Source organism: Faecalicoccus pleomorphus DSM 20574, assembly GCF_000420345.1.
Taxonomy (GTDB): domain Bacteria; phylum Bacillota_I; class Bacilli_A; order Erysipelotrichales; family Erysipelotrichaceae; genus Faecalicoccus; species Faecalicoccus pleomorphus.
In genome coordinates, this window is sequence record NZ_ATUT01000001.1 from 228,997 (window position 1) to 246,413 (window position 17,417).

The following is a 17,417-nucleotide window of genomic DNA, read 5'->3' on the forward strand; positions in this document are numbered from 1 at the left end:
GAGTAATTATACACGATTCAAAATAAAATGAAAACACAAACGATTCAATAAAAAGGAGATTGGTGATCCCAATCCCCACATTAGATCTCTTTTAATGTATTTTCTACCAGTTTCATGGCTTCATCGACCTTGGAAATGTCCTTTCCTCCGGCCTGTGCCATATCCGGTTTTCCACCGCCGTTACCATCACATAGCATGGCAGCCTGTTTAACAAGTTTACCGGCATGCACACCTTTTCTCACCGCTTCTTTTCCAGCTCCGGCAACAAAGACAACTTTATTGTCATTTACATTCACAAAGAAACATACGATATTTTCATCCTGGCCCTTTAAATTGGAAACGATATCCTTTAAAGCCGAAGTATCCATGCCCTGTACCTTTTTGATCAAAGCTTTGATAGATCCACATTCTTTAGCTTCCAGGATCCATTCTTTGGACTTTAACGCAAAAATCTGATTCTTCAAATTTTCATTTTCCTTTTGCAGCGCATGCATCTGTTCCAGGAAAGAATCAACTTTCAGTTCAATTTCCTTAGTGCTCTTCTGTTTGGCACTCTTGGCAATGTGTTCCAACTGTGCCTGCTGATGCGCACATTCTTTATAAGCGGCATATTTAGTCTTGGCCGTTATACGACGAATATCTGACCCGATACTTTCTTCACTGGTAATCTTGCACAAACCAATCTGTGAAGTATGATCCACATGGCATCCACCACAGAATTCTTTGGAAACATCACCCATCGTTACAACACGAACACGATCACCATACTTTTCATTAAACAGAGCTGTAGCTCCGGATTTTCTGGCATCTTCAATATCCATAACTTCTTTGGTAACGGTATAGTTGGCATCGATATACTGGTTAACCAAGTCTTCAATTTCTACCAGCTGTTCTTTGCTCAGCTTTTCAAAATGATTGAAGTCAAAACGCAGGTAATCTTCACAAACATAAGAACCAGCCTGTGAAATATGACTTCCGACTACTTGTTTTAAAGCACTCTGCAACAAATGCGTACAGGAGTGATTAGCTGTAATGGCAGCACGTTTTTTGGAATCTACTACCTGATGTAATGTCATGCCCTCTTTTAAAACGCCTTGTTCCAACTTGACCTGCAGCAGGTTTTGTTTATTTGGTGCTTTTTGTACATCCAGTACCTGTGCTTTGATTCCATCGGCTTCTAAAACACCTGTATCCGCAATCTGTCCACCACTTTCGGCATAGAAGCAGGTCGTATCTAAGATGATCTGGCCTTCCTCTTCTAAGGCATCCACACGCTTTCCATCCTTGAACAAAGCGATAATCGTTCCATCACATTCCAAATGATCGTATCCAATATATTGACTTTCCTGTGTGAATTCCATCAAATCTACATGTTGCGAAGCAAAAGATTCTTTGGTATTACGGGCATTACGAGCACGTTCTTTTTGAAGTTGCATCTGGGCATCAAATTCATCACGAAGCACTTCCAAACCACTTTCCTGAGCAATTTCCTGTGTCAACTCAAATGGGAACCCATAAGTATCATACAGCTTAAAGACAATTTCACCGGAAAGCTTACCATTCTGCGCTTTCCGAATTTCCTCATCCAGTAAAGCCTGTCCATTTTTCAAAGTCTTTTTAAAAGTATCCTCTTCTATTTTGATCAAACGCTGGTTAAATTCCACATGCTCCTGTAAATACGGATAGAAGTCCTGCATCGTATCGGCAACAACCGGAACAAGCTTATATAAGAACGCATCCTCCAATCCTAACTTCAAGCCATAGCGAACCGCTCTACGAAGCACACGACGAAGAACATAGCCACGACCACTGTTTGAGAAGTTGGCACCATCACTTAACGCAAAGGTTACAGTACGAATGTGATCGGCAATAACACGATAAGCCATTTTATATTCACCCTCGTACGGATGTTTGGCCAGTTTTTCCGTCGCATGAATAATCGGTAAGAACAAATCGGTATCAAAGTTTGTTTCGCCATCCTGAATCAAGGCAACCAAACGCTCCAAGCCCATACCGGTATCAATATTTTTCTGTGGCAATTCTTTATAATCTTTACGATCGATAGAAGGATCACAATCGTATTGAGAGAATACGATATTCCATACTTCAACATATCGATCATTTTCCAATTCTTCAAAGAACAGACGTTCTCTCAAGCCTTCCGGATCATATTTTTCACCACGATCGAAGAAAATCTCAGAGTCCGGTCCACCCGGCCCTTTACCGATTTCCCAGAAGTTATCATCCGTTTTCAAGATGTGTTTTGGATCTACACCACATTTTTCAGTCCAAATGCGATACGCATCCTCATCATCTGTATAAACCGAAACATACAAACGATTTTTATCGATGCCCATCCATTTTTCACTCGTCAAGAATTCCCATGCGAAAGGAATGGCTTCTTCTTTAAAGTAATCTCCAATACTAAAGTTTCCCAACATTTCAAAGAATGTATGATGACGTGCTGTTTTCCCTACATTTTCGATATCGTTGGTACGAATGCTCTTCTGTGCATTGGCAATGCGATTACAACGCGGTTTTTCACTACCGTCAAAATACTTTTTCAAAGCGGCAACTCCCGCATTGATCCATAATAAAGTTGGATCGTTGTTGGGGATCAAGCTGGCGCCCGGTTCGATCATATGTCCTTTTTCTTTAAAGTAGTCCAGGAACATCTGTCGAATTTGATTTCCACTTAACTGTTTCATTTCTTTCCTCCAATAAAAAAAACGTCCCTATCTCTAGGAACGTTATCAACGCGGTACCATCCTAGTTCGTCTTCCTGTTGGAAAACGCCCTTAATTCTTCTTTAACGCAGAATACGGCTTCACTCCAAAGTAGCTTCAAAGAGTCTTATTGTAAGGCTTGCACCAAACGCCTTATCTCTAACTGTCCAAATTCTCTTCTACTCATCTTTTTCATCATCAAGCTCTCAAATTCTAGCATTCTTTTAAGATTTTGACAAGTAACTTCAACCCTTCCTGCAGACGATCTCTATCTAAATACGCAAAAGAAACGTTCAGACGATCTTTTGCCGGTGTATCGATACCGATTCCTTTTTCTTCACAAGTCTTTATGATCGCAAAGACATCACAATGTGAAATATCGATCTGATAGCTAAAATACGCCTCCTGCAAAAGGACGGAAAAACCTGCGGAAGAAAGAAGATCATACGTGATCTGCTCTTTTTTCGCATATTCTCTTTTTAACTTACGCACATGTTTTTCCAAATATCCATTGGCGATATATCTTGCCAGTACCAGCTGTTCCAGCTTGGAAGCGGTCGGTCCAAATGAATCTTTAAACTGTTGATAAGCATGTTGATACTTTGTGTTTAAGATCATATAGCTTAGACGTAAAGATGGCAATAAGAGTCTTGAAAAGGAACTGAAATAGATCACATTATCCATGACACTGGCGGATTGTAAAGCCTGTCTGGGCTTGGAATGATAGGTTAATTCCCCATTATAATCATCTTCCAGAATTAAAAAGTTATTATCATAGGATAGCTGTAGAATCATATCCCGCATAGAATTCGAAAGTGGTGCAAAATCCCGTCCAAAACAGGCCGTATTGATATATAAGATATCAATATCCAGTAAAGATAATTCCTCTATATATCTTTCTTTGGATAAAAAATGACAATCAAACCCAAAAGATGTAAACACATGGTTGACTTCTTTGGATACACCCTCTTCCATCGCAATCGAAATCGGTTTTTCCAACAGTGAACAAAAATCAAACAACAACGATTGAAATCCGGATCCTACTAAAATCTGAGCACCGGTCGCCAAGATTCCTCGATTATGATAAGCATACTCACTAAGGGCAGTCCGTAATTCTTGTTCGCCTTGTTTATCTCCATACGTAGAAATCAATGGTGTATCTTGAAATACATCCTTCATATATCGTTTCCAGACTCGTAGGTCAAAGCTATCCTGGCTGACGGCATGGCTTCTAAAATCATATAAGTATTGTTTCGGTATGTCTGAATTTGAAGCCTGTGCTATGATTTGTTGGCGATGAAGCTGATAAGGCTTGATATCAACAATAAATCCTTTTTGTGCCTCACTGATAATATAACCATCCAATACTAATTGTTCATAACCTCTTTCAATGCTCGTTTTTGAAAAGCCAAAGATCTCCACACTTTTACGAATACTGGGAAGTGTATCTCCGTATTTTAAATATCCTTTTTTGATATCCTCTACAAATTTGTTATAGACCTGCATATATCGTTTCATAAACTGTCCTCTTAAAATTTAACATAATTGTATATTTTATAAAAGACACTTTATTCGTAAAATAGAGACAAAGAAAGGAATGAGATAGATATGAAAACAAACAAACAAATTCAACAAATTGTGCTCAGCGCCTTAGGAATTGCCATTGTATTTGTCGCAACAATCTCGATTCGTATTCCCAATGCGATGCAGGGATATGTCAATATGGGTGATGGATTTATCCTTTTATTTGCTTCTATTTTAAATCCCGGTTTATCATTTCTTGTCGGGGGGTTAGGTAGTGGTCTGGCTGACGTGACCGGAGGTTATGGATACTACTTTATTTTCACTCTGATCATTAAAGGGCTGGAAGGTTTTATCGTTGCGTATCTGTTACAAAAAAATGATAGGCCGATGTATCGCATACTTTGGTACCTGATTGGCTCTATGATCATGATCGGTGGTTATTTTCTAGCCGATTCAATTATCAACCAAAGTGTATGGTTAGGTCTTGCCAGTGTATGGGGTAACTTATTTCAGGCTGCCATGGGATTTCTGGTTGCGATCGTTGGCTACCCTCTTTTATCAAAACTTCATATGGTATCTTCTGAAAAAGCCACACATTAACGTGTGACTTTTTTTGTGATAATAAAAAAGAACAAATCCATATGATTTGTTCTAATCTTTTAAATGGTCCCCGAGGCCAGACTCGAACTGGCACGGTATCGCTACCGGTGGATTTTGAGTCCACTGCGTCTACCAATTTCACCACCCGGGGAAATCTCTTTATCGCTGTCGCTTGTCTATTATAACGAATTCAAAAATAGAAATCAATACCTTTTTTTTGAAAAGCTGAAAACAAGCCGAAGAAGCATTTGAAAATTACACTGAATTTCTCTATAATGAGCCTATGGAAAAAGTATTAGTTGGATTAAGCGGCGGCGTAGATTCTGCCATTGCCGCCTATATATTAAAAAAACAAGGTTATGATGTAACATGTTGTTTTATGCGAAATTGGGATGCGTTTGCCAATAACGATATTGAAGGCAATCCTACCATACAAAATGATGTATGCCCGCAGGAGCAGGACTACATGGATGCCAAGGCGGTGGCTGAGCATTTAGACCTGCCGTTACTACGCGTTGATTTCATTAAAGAATATTGGGATTCTGTTTTTCAGACCTTCTTAAACGAATATGAAAAAGGACGTACACCTAATCCGGATATTCTTTGTAATAAATATATTAAGTTTGATGCTTTTTTTGACTATGCCATGAAACATGGATTTGATAAAGTGGCTACCGGTCACTATTGTTCAAACGAAACCAAAGATGGTTTTACCTATCTTACACGTGCTGCCGATCAAAACAAAGATCAAACTTACTTTTTGTGTCAGGTTCCGGAAAAAGCATTGGCAAAAACGCTATTCCCTATTGGGAATCTAATTAAGCCGGAAGTTCGAAAACTGGCAGATCAGCTGCATTTGGAAAGTGTTGCCACAAAAAAAGACAGTACCGGAATTTGTTTTATCGGCGAAAGAAATTTCAGACAGTTTCTTTCTAACTACCTTCCCAATAAAGAAGGCGATATCGTAGATATCGACACCGGAAAGAAGATTGCCAAACACTGTGGTGTTCTATACTATACGATCGGTCAAAGAAAAGGCCTTCATATCGATCATGAAAAAGGTCCGTGGTTTGTCTGTGGAAAGGATGTTCACAAAAACATTCTCTTTGTATGTCATACCAATCATAGAGAATGGCTCTATTCGGATTCCTGCATCGTTAAAAGCATTAACTGGTTAGTACCGGATTTAAAAGAAATCCCAACCAAGCTGACCTGTAAATTTCGATATCGTCAGGCTGATCAGGATATTGAAATTGTTTCTTTTGACAAAGATAGTGCAATGATTCGATATCCACAAAAGATCGCGTCTGTAACCGTGGGACAGGAAGCCGTCTTCTATCACGGACATGTTTGTCTGGGTGGCGGTGTTATTGAACAAGTCTTTGCGGGTGATGAAGATTTAAACGAGAAAATTATTCAAACATATAAGGAGAAAATCAGTGGATAAACAAACCATAAAAGCCAGTTTGGATTTTATCATATTCGAAAACCAAGAAACCCACTATGTTGTGGGTTCTTTTTCTGAGACGGAAACATATCATACTTTTACCGGAGCCGGCCGCCTGCAAAACCCGATTGAGGATCAGGAGTATGAATTGGTTGGCCGCTACATTACGCATCCAAAGTATGGTTCTCAATTTCAAATATTTAGTGCACAGAAAATTCTTCCAAAAAAAGAACGAGCTATTGTTCATTTTTTGACCAGCGATGTCTTTCCTACAATCGGTAAAAAGACAGCACAGGCAATCTATGACACATTGGGAGAGGAATGTCTGCATCACATTATCGAAGATCCTGGAAAACTCGATATGGTTCCCGGTCTAAATGCCAAAAAAAAGGAAATCATCAAGGAAGGTTTACAGTCCTTTGACGGCTTTAATGAAACTTATGTCCGTCTTATGGAACTGGGGTTGGATCAAAAAAAGATCGAACTGTTGGAACAAGCCTATGACAATGTTTTAGATGTGATTGAAGAAGATTGTTTTCGTCCTTACTATGAAATTTATGGTTTTGGCTATCGATCGGCCTTAAAGTTAGCCGATGGCCTGGAAATGGATAAAAAAGATACTCGTCGTATGGATGCCTATGTCTATGAACTGACAAGAAATCTAAGCATGGCAACCGGAAATACATATATTTTTAAGACTTCCCTTTTGGAACATTTGCCAAATTGTTCGATAGAACTGCTGGATGAAATCTTAGATCGCTTATGTCTTCATAAAAGTCTTCATGTCGATGAAAACAAAGTGTATCCGTTTGGTTTATATGATGAAGAAATTGAAATTGCCAAAATCTTATCCCATCATCAATTTAAAGTAGATACCCTTTCCAAAAAAGACTTAGATAAAAAAATAGAAGAAGTGGAATTTGCTTATAACCTTCAATACGACAGTGTACAAAAACAAGCCATTGAAACTTTTTTTAATCACAGCATTTGTATCATCAATGGTGGACCGGGTACTGGAAAAACAACGACTGTTAAAGGGATTCTGGCTTTGTACAATGCCTTTTATCCGGATTCAAAAGTACAGCTTTGTGCTCCAACCGGTCGTGCCAGTAAGCGTTTAAGTCAACTGGCTTATGCGGATAGTAAGACCATTCATTCCCTTTTAAAATGGAACAAAGACGATAATACCTTTTCCAAAGACGAAAACGATCCCTTAGAACTGGATGTATTGATCATCGATGAATTCAGTATGGTCGATACCCATCTTTTCTGCAGTTTATTAAAAGCCCTGCCGGATCATGCACGAATATTAATGATCGGTGATGAAGATCAGCTGGAAAGTGTTGGACCGGGAAAAGTGTTTGAAGATATCATTTCAAGTCAGGTCTTTCCGGTAATTCATCTAGAAAAAATCTTTCGTCAAAAAAATGGTTCCGGTATTGTTACACTGGCCAAAGAAATCCGCGAGGAAACTACATGTACCTATGAAGATGGAGTCAACTTTATTGAAGAAAGTTCACAAAGGATCTTGCCGACGATACAAGAACTCACAAAGGATCTGGATCTGAATGATTTTCAAATCTTATCACCGATGTATAAAGGGGCTGCCGGTATTGATGCGATCAATGTAGCCATGCAGGAACAATTTAATCCAGGCTCTATAAACAAGCAGGAGCTAAAGGTCGGTACAACCATCTTTCGTGAAGACGATAAGGTCATGTTACTAAAAAATTTTCCGGAGGAAGATGTGTATAACGGTGATATTGGATATATCATCGAAATTGATAATTCTTCGAAAGCCAATCAAAGAATCAGTGTGGATTTCGGCAATCGAATCGTAGATTTTACGTATGATTTTCTCTATTATCTCAAACATGCCTACTGCATCAGTGTTCATAAAGCACAAGGCAGTGAATATGACACGGTTTGTTGTGTAGTCGATCAAAACTCTCTGCACATGTTGGAAAAGCGCTTGTTGTATACGGGTATATCCCGTGCCAAAAAACAGCTTTTCATTATTGGGCAACGCTTCGTTTTTGAAAAACAGGTACGTTTAAAAAATCGCAGAATTCGGCAAACAACACTAAAGAAAAGGATACAAGACTATATACGATAAAAAAAACAGGTCACGGCCTGTTTTTTCTGTGTAGAAGATTATGAATTCCTCTTTTTAAAACGGTAAAGAAACCAAGGGACTGTACCATTTTATCCGAAGGCATATGATTACGAATCGCACGTAGAAGCTCTTTATTGCGTTTTCCCGCTGAAAAAGAGAAACTTCCATCACTTTTCGTAAAGATTGCAAAACGATTGATATAGCGTTTAAAATAAACCGATGCGGCTAAATAGTCGATTTCCTCCCAGGGAATTTGAATGTAGTCTTCGACCTTACGATCGTTATAATATTCAAACGCTTTATCACCGACCATGATCTTACCGGTACTGGTCAAGCCCATAAAACAGCTTCCCTTGACCGTCAACTCTGCTTTTGTATTCATTGATTGAACCATCGTATCACCTCAAAAAGAAGAAGTCCGGTAAAAACCGGACTTTTATACATTCTACATGAATCCGCAAAGAACACCAATGATACCAACAATGAAAAGTCCAATGATAATAACGATCGGCGAAATGTTCTTTTTCAATAGCCAGCAGATAAACAAAGTCAATAATACCGCCAGTAAACCTGGTGTTAATGAGTTTAAGTTATCTTGTAATGTAGTCGATGTTGTATCATACAAGAATTTTCCACTGTCATATTCACGTAAAATGGCCTGTAAAGATTCACCGGTACCGTCAAATTTAGAGAAGTCGATAATATTAACTTCATCATTGGCAACGGTAGATACAACCGGTGTTAAAGTGATGCTGACCCAACGCTGAACCAGGCCACCAATGACAAACATACCAAGGATACTGGCTCCCTGCGTAATCTTTCCTAACAATCCACCGGACAAGTCTTTGGTGATGGAAGTTCCTACTTTATAGCCAAACTCTTGTGTGTACCACATGAACGCAAAACGAATCACGTTCCATAACACAAAGAATAATACGGGGCCTAATAAATTACCGCTCAGGGCAAAAGAAGCGCCTAAAGCCCCTAGGATTGGACGCATGGTAAACCAGAAAGCCGGGTCACCGACACCAGCCAATGGTCCCATCATACCAACCTTAACACCCTGGATTGCCACATCATCGATTGGTGCACCATTGGCACGTTCTTCTTCCATGGCCAAAGTAACACCCATGACCGGAGAAGATACATAAGGATGGGTATTATAGAATTCCATATGACGCTTTAATGCGGAAATCTGATCTTCTTTGTTTGTATATAGTTTCTTGATAGCCGGAATGATGGAATAGCACCATCCACCGTTCTGCATACGTTCATAGTTCCAGGATCCCTGAAGAAACTGATGACGCCAACAAACTTTCATACGATCTTTTTTAGATAAAACAATTTTTTCTGCCATACTAATCTCTCCTTTCGATCCTAGTAATCATTCAGGATATCCCCTAACGGGTCACCTGTATTGGAGGCGTTTCCACCGGAACCTCCGCTTTCCTTCAATGCCAGATAAATCAAAGCTAAGGCAACACCAATGACACCCAGACCGATCAATGTGATCTCCTGAATACAAGCCAGTGTGAAACCTAAGGCGAAGAATGGCCAAGTTTCCTTTGTGGCCATCATATTGATAACCATGGCATAGCCGACAGCGGCAACCATACCACCACCAACAGTCATACCATTATTCAACCATGCCGGCATTGCCTGTAGAGCACTGGTAACGATATCCGATGGAACAAAGCACAAGATAGCTGCCGGGATCGCAATACGAAGTCCCTGCATCAAAATGGCGATATATTGCCAGATTTCAATCGTTTTAAAGCTTCCTTTTTCAGCCGCACCATCCATAATATGTACGATAGGAATGGCCAGCGTACGACAAATCATCGTTAAGAACAATCCAGCTACTGACAAAGGAACCGCAACCGCGATGGATGTAGAAATAACACTGTTTACATCGGTAGCTCCGTCTAAACCAAGCACCATGATAATGGCAGAGGCAACCGATGCCAAAGCAGCATCCGGTGCCACAGCAGCTCCAACGTTGGCCCATCCTAAAGCCATCAGCTGAAGATTTCCCGCCAACATGATCCCTTCTGTTAAGTGACCTGTTACAAGTCCGATCAATGTACATGCAACCAAAGGCTGATGGAACTGGAATTCATCCAAAATTCCTTCCATACCCGCTAATAAGGCTACAATGACAATGAGAATCACTGTAATAATATTCATATTAACCTCCAAAAACAATCTTATCCAAGTTCAGCTTCTGCTTTTTTCAAGATCGCATCCATATTTTCCGGGCTGTCGGCCGGAACTTTACGGACATCAAATTTAACACCAAGCTTTTCAATCTCACGCATGGTCTTGACATCGTCTTTATCAAAAGCTAAAGCCTTCGTAACCGCAACTTTTCCCTGTGAATGTGCCATGGAACCTACATTTAATGTTTTGACATCCACACCACCCTGGATTGCTTTTAGGGCATCCTGTGGTGTTTCAAACAACAATAACGCTTTGGTCGCACCAAAACGAGGATCCTTGGCCACAGCAATCATCTTATCAATCGGTACAACATGTGCCTTAACTCCCGGAGGAGCAGCCTGTATGATCATGTTTTTACGCAATTCATCGTGTGCTACATTATCAGAAACAACGATGATACGATCCGGATTGGTTGATTTTGTCCATGTTGTTGCCACCTGTCCGTGCAATAAACGGGTATCGATTCGAGCTAATACATATTTGATATGTCCATCACCCAGCACGGTACCTTCCGGAATGGCCTGCTGCATGACAGGAGCCGCACTCTGCTCTTTTTCTTCTTCCACCGGTTCCAGATCTTCCGGTTGAATGCGAACACCCTCTTTTGCCGTCTTGGCAATGTGCATCGCAATTTCATGAGCTGTGTCCATGCTCATTCTGGATGCATAGGCTTCAATCAACATAGGCAGATTCAAACCGGTTACGATAGCCCAGTTTTCATGCCCGTCTTTTAAAGCACTTGCCTGATTGAAAGGCGTTCCGCCCCAAAGATCCACCAGGAATAAAATCTCATCCTGTTGATCAAAGGAAGCAATCGCGTCTTCCATTTTTTTGCGAATATCCTGAGGTCCCTCGCTTGGTTTTAAAATGCAAGGTTTGACATTTGCCTGTTCGCCAAAGATCATAGATCCGGACTGATGAATCCCCTCGGCAAATTCCCCATGACTCGCTAGGATAATTCCTACCATATTAACCTCCTATCTACTCACCTGTATATAAGTGATCATGTTGCCTGCATAAAAACAGAACGCATTTGTATTCATTATATAGCTATACTATTTTTATACAGTGGTACATTCATTCTTATTTTAAAAAATTTAAAGCGATTTCGCAATAGTTTTCACAAATTTTCCCACATTTCCATATTGCCATCATCATTATCACATATTATTTGCATAAAAGAAAAACGAAGAGTTTCCTCTTCGCTATCTGTTTTGGTTAACTGATTTCATGATCTGACGAATCTGCGCTTCACTAGGTTTACGACCCATTTGTAAGAACATAGCACGAATCATCTTTTCATTGATCGGTGGATTTTCCTTTAATTCTTTTTCAAACTTTTTCTTTGTGAAATAAAAACCTAAAATCCCGCCAATAACAACCCCAACTAAGGTGTAAAGTATTGTACTTAACCAATCCATATTTAATCCATCCTCACTATTTACATACTTTATATTACTATTTTTTTATTCTTTTGACAACCGTTTGAAAATTCTATTTTTATCAAACAGAGATTCCCCTTCTACTAAGATAACCGACAGAAAAATCAATAAACCACCAAGGATCATGATCCACGTCTTTTCTTCGTGCAACAACACAAATCCAAAAACATTGGCAAATAAAGATTCTGTACAAAGAAGCACACTGGCACTGGAAGAATCGATATATTTTTGCGCCAGTGTCTGTAATTGAAACGCAAGCCACGTGGCAATCAAAATCATATAAAGGCAGCTGAAAACGGCCATCAAGGAGATGTGTGAAGGCACCGTTTCCAGACATAAGGCACCTGGAATGGATACTATTGCAGCAACTGACATTTGTACCGCGTTGATGAGTCGCACATCCTGACCTTTTGTCGAATACTCCAAAGAGATAAAGTGACAGGCAAAAAAGAAGGCGCACATCAGTGATAAACCATCTCCAAAAGAAAAGTGAAACTGCCCTTTCGATAGAGAAAGACATCCAATACCAATCAGACAGATCAAGCTGGCAAATACCTGCATGAACTGTGGTCTTTTCTTAAAAATAAGCCAGGCAATATAAGGTACCATGACCACATTGACCGCCGTTAAAAAAGCATTTTGACCGGTATTTGTCATATCTAAGCCAAAGGTTTGAAAGGCAAAGGCCAAATACAAGAAAATACCTGATAAAGATCCTTTTAATACACCGGCTTTGGTAATGCGTATTTTTTGAATTCCTACTATGAGCCAGCACACAAGACTGGCACCTAAAAAGCGAATCAATAAAACGGTAAACGGATCAAAGGTGGCCAAAGCGGCATCGGTCGCAATGAAACCACCGCCCCAGATGGCTGCCACCAAGATACAGATGGCACTCGCATTTTTTCTGGACATGCTTATACCTCAAAAAGTGAAAGCTGTACACTTTCTTCCTCTGACCAGTTTCCTTCCTCAATACAATCCAGATTTTCAGGAATCGTATAAGCTTCCAGCTTGCCAAATGGATTCGAGAACGTTGATTCTACCGACATCAAAGAAATGGAAGCCGGCACAAAGTGAAGAAGCTCTTCACTTTCCAGCATGATTTCCTTTTGTAGATCACGAATCTCCTTCATTTTATATAGATGACTTGGATTCGATTTAATCAGCTTACAAATGCGGTTTCCTTTAGCCGGTCGATTAAATTGGGCAATCTGATCCATCTTGACACGTTTCATCTGTCCTTCACTTGTCATAAATAGAATCTGCCCCTGCAAGTCAGAACAGACAAGCATATCTTCCACATAATCGTCCTTTGTCAGATTGATTGATTTAACACCTTTGGATTTTGCCGATACCTGCGGTACTTGTTCAACCGGATACGTCAAACCAAAACCATTTTTTGTCACCAACACGATCTGATCAGATTGTGTCATGGATGCTTTTGCCGAAATCGTTTCATCGGCTGATCCAACTTTCATGCAGACCATCGTTTTATTGGCGCGAGAAACCTGCAGATCTTTTAAAGAGGTTCGCTTGATCATTCCTAAAGCCGAGGCAAAGACCATCTCTACATGTTTATCAAAATGATCGATCAAATAGGCCTGAATGATCTTTTCCGAAGAATCGATCTTCAAATAACTGCTGATATGTTTTCCCAAATCCTTCCACTTGGCTTCTTCCAAGGTATAGACCGGTAAATAACCATAGGTTCCGCGATTGGTAAAAAACAAGAGTATCTGTAAGGTGCTGGCCTGGCCACTGCATACGATAAAATCGCCATCCTTATGACCACTCAGGCTATCCGGTGACGCATTATAAGAACGCAGACTGACACGTTTAACATACCCATCATGTGTCATTGTCACCATGACTTGTTCATCCGCAATCATAGCTTTTTCATCAATGATGATCTCTTGAATATCATTTTGAATCTCACTGCGTCTTTCGGTCTTAAAAGTCGTATTGACTTCTTTTAATTCTTTGACTAACAATGCATGCAGCTTTTTCTTATCCGATACGATACCTTCCAAGCGTTGAATATCCTTTAAAAGCGCATCGTATTCATCCTGCAATTCTTTAATATCCGTATGTGTCAAACGATATAAACGCATGATGACAATGGCTTCTGCCTGTTCTTTGGAAAAGCCAAAGCGAGAAATCAGATTATTTTTGGCATCGGCCTTATCTTTAGAAGAGCGAATGATAGAAATGATCTCATCCATGACACTAACCGCTTTGATCAAGCCTTCCAAGATATGTGCTCTTTCCTTTTTAGCCTTTAAATCATAATGACTTCGCCTTAACACTACATCTTCCCGATGTTGAATAAAGGCATCCAGCGCCATTGGCAAAGACATCAATACCGGTGCCTTATTGACAATGGCAATCACATTATAGTTATAAGAAATCTGAAGATCGGTATTCTTATAAAGATAATTCAAGATCGTTTCATCGGCACAATCTTTCTTTAAGTCGATGACAATGCGCAATCCATTACGATCACTTTCATCACGTACATCTAAGATACCATCGACTTTTTTATTGATTCGAATATCATCGATCTTTTTGACCAGCTGGCTTTTGATAACTTCATAAGGAATTTCGGTAACCACCAGTTGTTTGATTGTTCGTGCCTGTTCCACATGCACTTTGGATCGAATCATAACTTTCCCTTTTCCTTTTGAAAAAGCTTCTTTGATTCCCTCAATGCCCATAACGATACCGCCGGTTGGAAAATCCGGACCTTTTACGATCTGCATCAGTTCATGTAGATCACATTGTGGATGTTGGATACGATAAATCGCTGCTTCGACGACTTCATTTAAATTATGTGGCGGTATATTGGTCGCATAACCAGCGGCAATACCGGTAATTCCATTCACCAGCAAGTTGGGATAACGAGCCGGCAAGACTGTCGGTTCCATCTTTTCATCGGAAAAGTTGGGCGCCCATTCTACCGTATCCTTTTCAATATCCTGCAACAAATAATCCGAAAGCTTGGAGAGTCTTGCTTCCGTATATCGCATAGCCGCAGCCGGATCATCATCGATCGAACCGTTATTTCCCTGCATATCGATCAATGGATCCGCAATTTTCCATGATTGCGATAGTCGCACCATCGCATCATAAACCGAACTATCTCCATGCGGATGATAGTTACCGATGACATTACCTACCGTTTTAGCACTTTTACGATACGGTTTGTTGTAGGTATTTCCATCTTCATACATCGCATACAAAATACGCCTTTGCACCGGCTTTAAGCCATCTCGTGCATCGGGTAAAGCACGCTCCTGAATGATGTATTTGGAATAACGTGCAAAGCGGTCCGCCATGATATCTTCTAGTGAATTTTTTAAGATATGATGTTCTTGCACTGTATTTGTCTTAGTCATGGCGTACCTCCTTTACATAATCATCTTCCAATGTGAAAACAACATTGTCTTCAATCCAGTTACGACGAAGCTCGGCTTTATCTCCCATCAGCTCATGGACACGACGCTCAGCCATGACCGCATTTTCTATCGTTACACAAATCAAGGTACGCGTAGCCGGATTCATCGTGGTATCCCAAAGCTGCGTCGCATTCATTTCACCAAGACCTTTATAACGGGTGATGGTATAGCCGTTTTTGAGCTCTTTTTTCTTTTCATCCAGTTCTTCATCCGTGTATAGATAGTATTCATTCTTTCCTTTGGCAATCCGATATAAAGGTGGCAAGGCGATATATAACATTTCCTTATCGATCAAATCTCTCATATAGCGATAAAAGAATGTCAACAATAGATTTTGAATATGTGCCCCATCATCATCCGCATCGGTCATGATGATGACCTTGTAATAATTGGAATCTTCCGCGGTAAAATCTTTTCCGACACCCGCTCCTAAAGCATGAATGATCGTATTCAGCTCTTCATTTTTTTCAATATTTTCTAAAGAAGCCTTTTCCGTATTTAATACCTTTCCTCTCAGCGGCAGGATAGCCTGATATTTAGAATCTCTTCCCTGTTTGGCACTGCCTCCGGCAGAATCTCCCTCGACAAGATATAATTCTTTTCTTCGAGCATCCTTGCTTTGCGCACTGGCAAGCTTTCCGGACAATACTCTTTCTGCCTTCTGTTTGCCTTTGCCTTTACGCGCTTCCTCTCTGGCCTTGCGAGCTGCATTACGCGCATTAGCCGCTTTCACGATCTTTCGCACCAGCGCCTGTGCCGTTTCTTTATTTTCCTCTAAGAAATAACGTAAGTTTTCACTGACGATCGCATCCGTAGCTGATTTTGCCTCCGGTGTTCCCAATTTCTCTTTTGTCTGTCCTTCAAACTGAAGAAGATTTTCCGGAATCGTCAGATTGATGACAAGCGTTAAGCCTTCCCGAACATCACTGCCATCAAAACTTTTATCCTTCTCTTTTAAGAAACCGTTTTTACGGGCATATTCGTTGAACACTTTGGTAAAAGCTTGTTTCGCACCGGTTTCATGACTTCCGCCATCCCGTGTTCGAACCATGTTGGTAAAGCTAAACACATTTTCCTGATAATCATCAGTATATTGAAAACAACCACGCACTTGTATGCCATTATTGTTGCCTTCAAAACTGATTGGATCGTGCATCGGTGTATGATCTTTATCAATTTCCTCGATAAAAGCCTGTAAGCCATTTTCATACTGATAGACCATTTCCCGTTTTTCTTTTCGAAGATCGGTCACTTTCATCTCTAAGCCTTCTAAAAGGAAAGCATCTTCCTGCGCACGTTCACAAATCTTAGAGAAGGAAAAGCGATTTTGTTTAAAGATGTGAGGATCCGGTAAGAACTGTACAGTACTTCCGGTACGATTGGTCTTACCGATCTTCTCCAGTTTTCCGACTTTCTTTCCCCCATCTTCAAACAACATAGACCATACATTTTTACCATCATGCACCGTTACTTTACACCAGGAACACAATGCGTTAACAACACTGGCCCCTACTCCATGCAAACCACCGGCACTTTGATAGCCTCCACTGCTGGTAAATTTACCGCCGGCATGAAGCACCGTAAAAATAACTTCTAAGGTACTGACACCGGATTTATGTTTTCCGACAGGCATTCCACGCCCATGATCTTCTACCGTAACACTGCCATCGGCATTCAATGTAATATGGATCTGATTTCCATACCCATTCAATGCCTCGTCAATCGCATTATCGACGATTTCCCAAACCAGGTGGTGAAGACCTCTGGAATCCGTAGAACCAATATACATACCCGGACGTTTACGGACTGCTTCCAGTCCCTCCAGGATCACAATACTATTCTCATCATATGTCTTATCTGGCATCTGATCATCCTTTCGCATAG

Annotated in this window: 12 protein-coding genes, 1 tRNA gene, 1 pseudogene and 1 other annotated feature; of the genes and pseudogenes, 3 read left to right on the forward strand and 11 right to left on the reverse strand. The window is 40.4% G+C overall.

Going from position 1 to position 17,417, the window contains the following annotated elements:
* Positions 1–80: 80 nt before the first annotated feature.
* On the reverse strand, positions 81–2,708 hold the full coding sequence (gene alaS, locus G413_RS0101110; protein ID WP_022789114.1) for an alanine--tRNA ligase: 2,628 nt from the start codon (positions 2,706–2,708) through the stop codon (positions 81–83).
* Positions 2,709–2,740: 32 nt separating this feature from the next.
* Positions 2,741–2,931 (reverse strand) — a binding site (T-box leader).
* Positions 2,932–2,939: 8 nt separating this feature from the next.
* On the reverse strand, positions 2,940–4,244 hold the full coding sequence (locus tag G413_RS0101115; RefSeq protein WP_051130137.1) for an aminotransferase-like domain-containing protein: 1,305 nt from the start codon (positions 4,242–4,244) through the stop codon (positions 2,940–2,942).
* Between the two features lie 90 nt (positions 4,245–4,334).
* Here G413_RS0101115 and G413_RS0101120 point away from each other — a divergent pair, with 90 nt between their 5' ends.
* A complete protein-coding gene (locus G413_RS0101120) occupies positions 4,335–4,850 on the forward strand; it encodes an ECF transporter S component (RefSeq protein WP_027968966.1) in 516 nt (171 codons plus the stop codon).
* 64 nt (positions 4,851–4,914) lie between these two features.
* On the opposite strand, the gene G413_RS0101125 is transcribed toward G413_RS0101120, so the two are convergent.
* Positions 4,915–5,001: transfer RNA gene (locus tag G413_RS0101125), tRNA-Leu, on the reverse strand.
* 129 nt (positions 5,002–5,130) lie between these two features.
* On the opposite strand from G413_RS0101125, the pseudogene mnmA reads away from it, so the two are divergent.
* Together mnmA and recD2 are read left to right on the forward strand one after the other, a co-directional pair.
* A pseudogene (mnmA, locus tag G413_RS0101130) lies at positions 5,131–6,297 on the forward strand (tRNA 2-thiouridine(34) synthase MnmA); the annotation flags it as partial.
* Positions 6,290–8,413 carry an SF1B family DNA helicase RecD2 gene (gene recD2 / locus G413_RS10600; protein WP_022789116.1) on the forward strand — a complete coding sequence of 708 codons (2,124 nt, stop codon included), beginning with the start codon at positions 6,290–6,292 and terminating at the stop codon, positions 8,411–8,413. The pseudogene mnmA and the gene recD2, both read left to right, overlap by 8 nt.
* Before the next feature lie 10 nt (positions 8,414–8,423).
* Here the strand turns inward: recD2 and G413_RS0101140 are convergent, their stop codons facing one another.
* From G413_RS0101140 to parE, 8 genes are all read right to left on the reverse strand, one after another.
* Positions 8,424–8,807: a DUF956 family protein gene (locus G413_RS0101140; RefSeq protein WP_022789117.1), complete on the reverse strand. Its 384-nt coding sequence runs from the start codon at positions 8,805–8,807 to the stop codon at positions 8,424–8,426.
* Between the two features lie 51 nt (positions 8,808–8,858).
* Positions 8,859–9,770 carry a PTS system mannose/fructose/sorbose family transporter subunit IID gene (locus G413_RS0101145; RefSeq protein ID WP_022789118.1) on the reverse strand — a complete coding sequence of 304 codons (912 nt, stop codon included), beginning with the start codon at positions 9,768–9,770 and terminating at the stop codon, positions 8,859–8,861.
* Between the two features lie 20 nt (positions 9,771–9,790).
* Entirely contained in the window at positions 9,791–10,600 is an 810-nt protein-coding gene (locus G413_RS0101150; RefSeq protein ID WP_022789119.1) for a PTS mannose/fructose/sorbose transporter subunit IIC, read from the reverse strand.
* Between the two features lie 20 nt (positions 10,601–10,620).
* Positions 10,621–11,601: a mannose/fructose/sorbose PTS transporter subunit IIB gene (locus G413_RS0101155; protein ID WP_022789120.1), complete on the reverse strand. Its 981-nt coding sequence runs from the start codon at positions 11,599–11,601 to the stop codon at positions 10,621–10,623.
* A 237-nt stretch (positions 11,602–11,838) separates the two neighbouring features.
* On the reverse strand, positions 11,839–12,054 hold the full coding sequence (locus G413_RS0101160) for a YneF family protein (RefSeq protein WP_022789121.1): 216 nt from the start codon (positions 12,052–12,054) through the stop codon (positions 11,839–11,841).
* 45 nt (positions 12,055–12,099) lie between these two features.
* Entirely contained in the window at positions 12,100–12,990 is an 891-nt protein-coding gene (locus tag G413_RS0101165) for a DMT family transporter (RefSeq protein WP_022789122.1), read from the reverse strand.
* Between the two features lie 2 nt (positions 12,991–12,992).
* Positions 12,993–15,473, reverse strand: coding sequence for a DNA topoisomerase IV subunit A (gene parC, locus G413_RS0101170; protein ID WP_022789123.1), 2,481 nt, complete (start codon positions 15,471–15,473; stop codon positions 12,993–12,995).
* Positions 15,466–17,397 (reverse strand): DNA topoisomerase IV subunit B, encoded by a 1,932-nt coding sequence (gene parE, locus G413_RS0101175; RefSeq protein ID WP_022789124.1) that lies wholly within the window; start codon positions 17,395–17,397, stop codon positions 15,466–15,468. The genes parC and parE overlap by 8 nt, the downstream gene beginning before the upstream one ends.
* Between the last annotated feature and the right edge of the window lie 20 nt (positions 17,398–17,417).

Excerpts from the sequence above, each read along its gene's own strand:
- parE (WP_022789124.1), bottom strand. The coding sequence starts at position 17,397 with ATGCCAGATAAGACATATGATGAGAATAGTATTGTGATCCTGGAGGGA.
- G413_RS0101120 (WP_027968966.1), top strand. The coding sequence starts at position 4,335 with ATGAAAACAAACAAACAAATTCAACAAATTGTGCTCAGCGCCTTAGGA.
- G413_RS0101160 (WP_022789121.1), bottom strand. The coding sequence starts at position 12,054 with ATGGATTGGTTAAGTACAATACTTTACACCTTAGTTGGGGTTGTTATT.
- parC (WP_022789123.1), bottom strand. The coding sequence starts at position 15,473 with ATGACTAAGACAAATACAGTGCAAGAACATCATATCTTAAAAAATTCA.
- G413_RS0101150 (WP_022789119.1), bottom strand. The coding sequence starts at position 10,600 with ATGAATATTATTACAGTGATTCTCATTGTCATTGTAGCCTTATTAGCG.
- G413_RS0101140 (WP_022789117.1), bottom strand. The coding sequence starts at position 8,807 with ATGGTTCAATCAATGAATACAAAAGCAGAGTTGACGGTCAAGGGAAGC.
- G413_RS0101155 (WP_022789120.1), bottom strand. The coding sequence starts at position 11,601 with ATGGTAGGAATTATCCTAGCGAGTCATGGGGAATTTGCCGAGGGGATT.
- G413_RS0101165 (WP_022789122.1), bottom strand. The coding sequence starts at position 12,990 with ATGTCCAGAAAAAATGCGAGTGCCATCTGTATCTTGGTGGCAGCCATC.
- alaS (WP_022789114.1), bottom strand. The coding sequence starts at position 2,708 with ATGAAACAGTTAAGTGGAAATCAAATTCGACAGATGTTCCTGGACTAC.
- G413_RS0101145 (WP_022789118.1), bottom strand. The coding sequence starts at position 9,770 with ATGGCAGAAAAAATTGTTTTATCTAAAAAAGATCGTATGAAAGTTTGT.
- G413_RS0101115 (WP_051130137.1), bottom strand. The coding sequence starts at position 4,244 with ATGAAACGATATATGCAGGTCTATAACAAATTTGTAGAGGATATCAAA.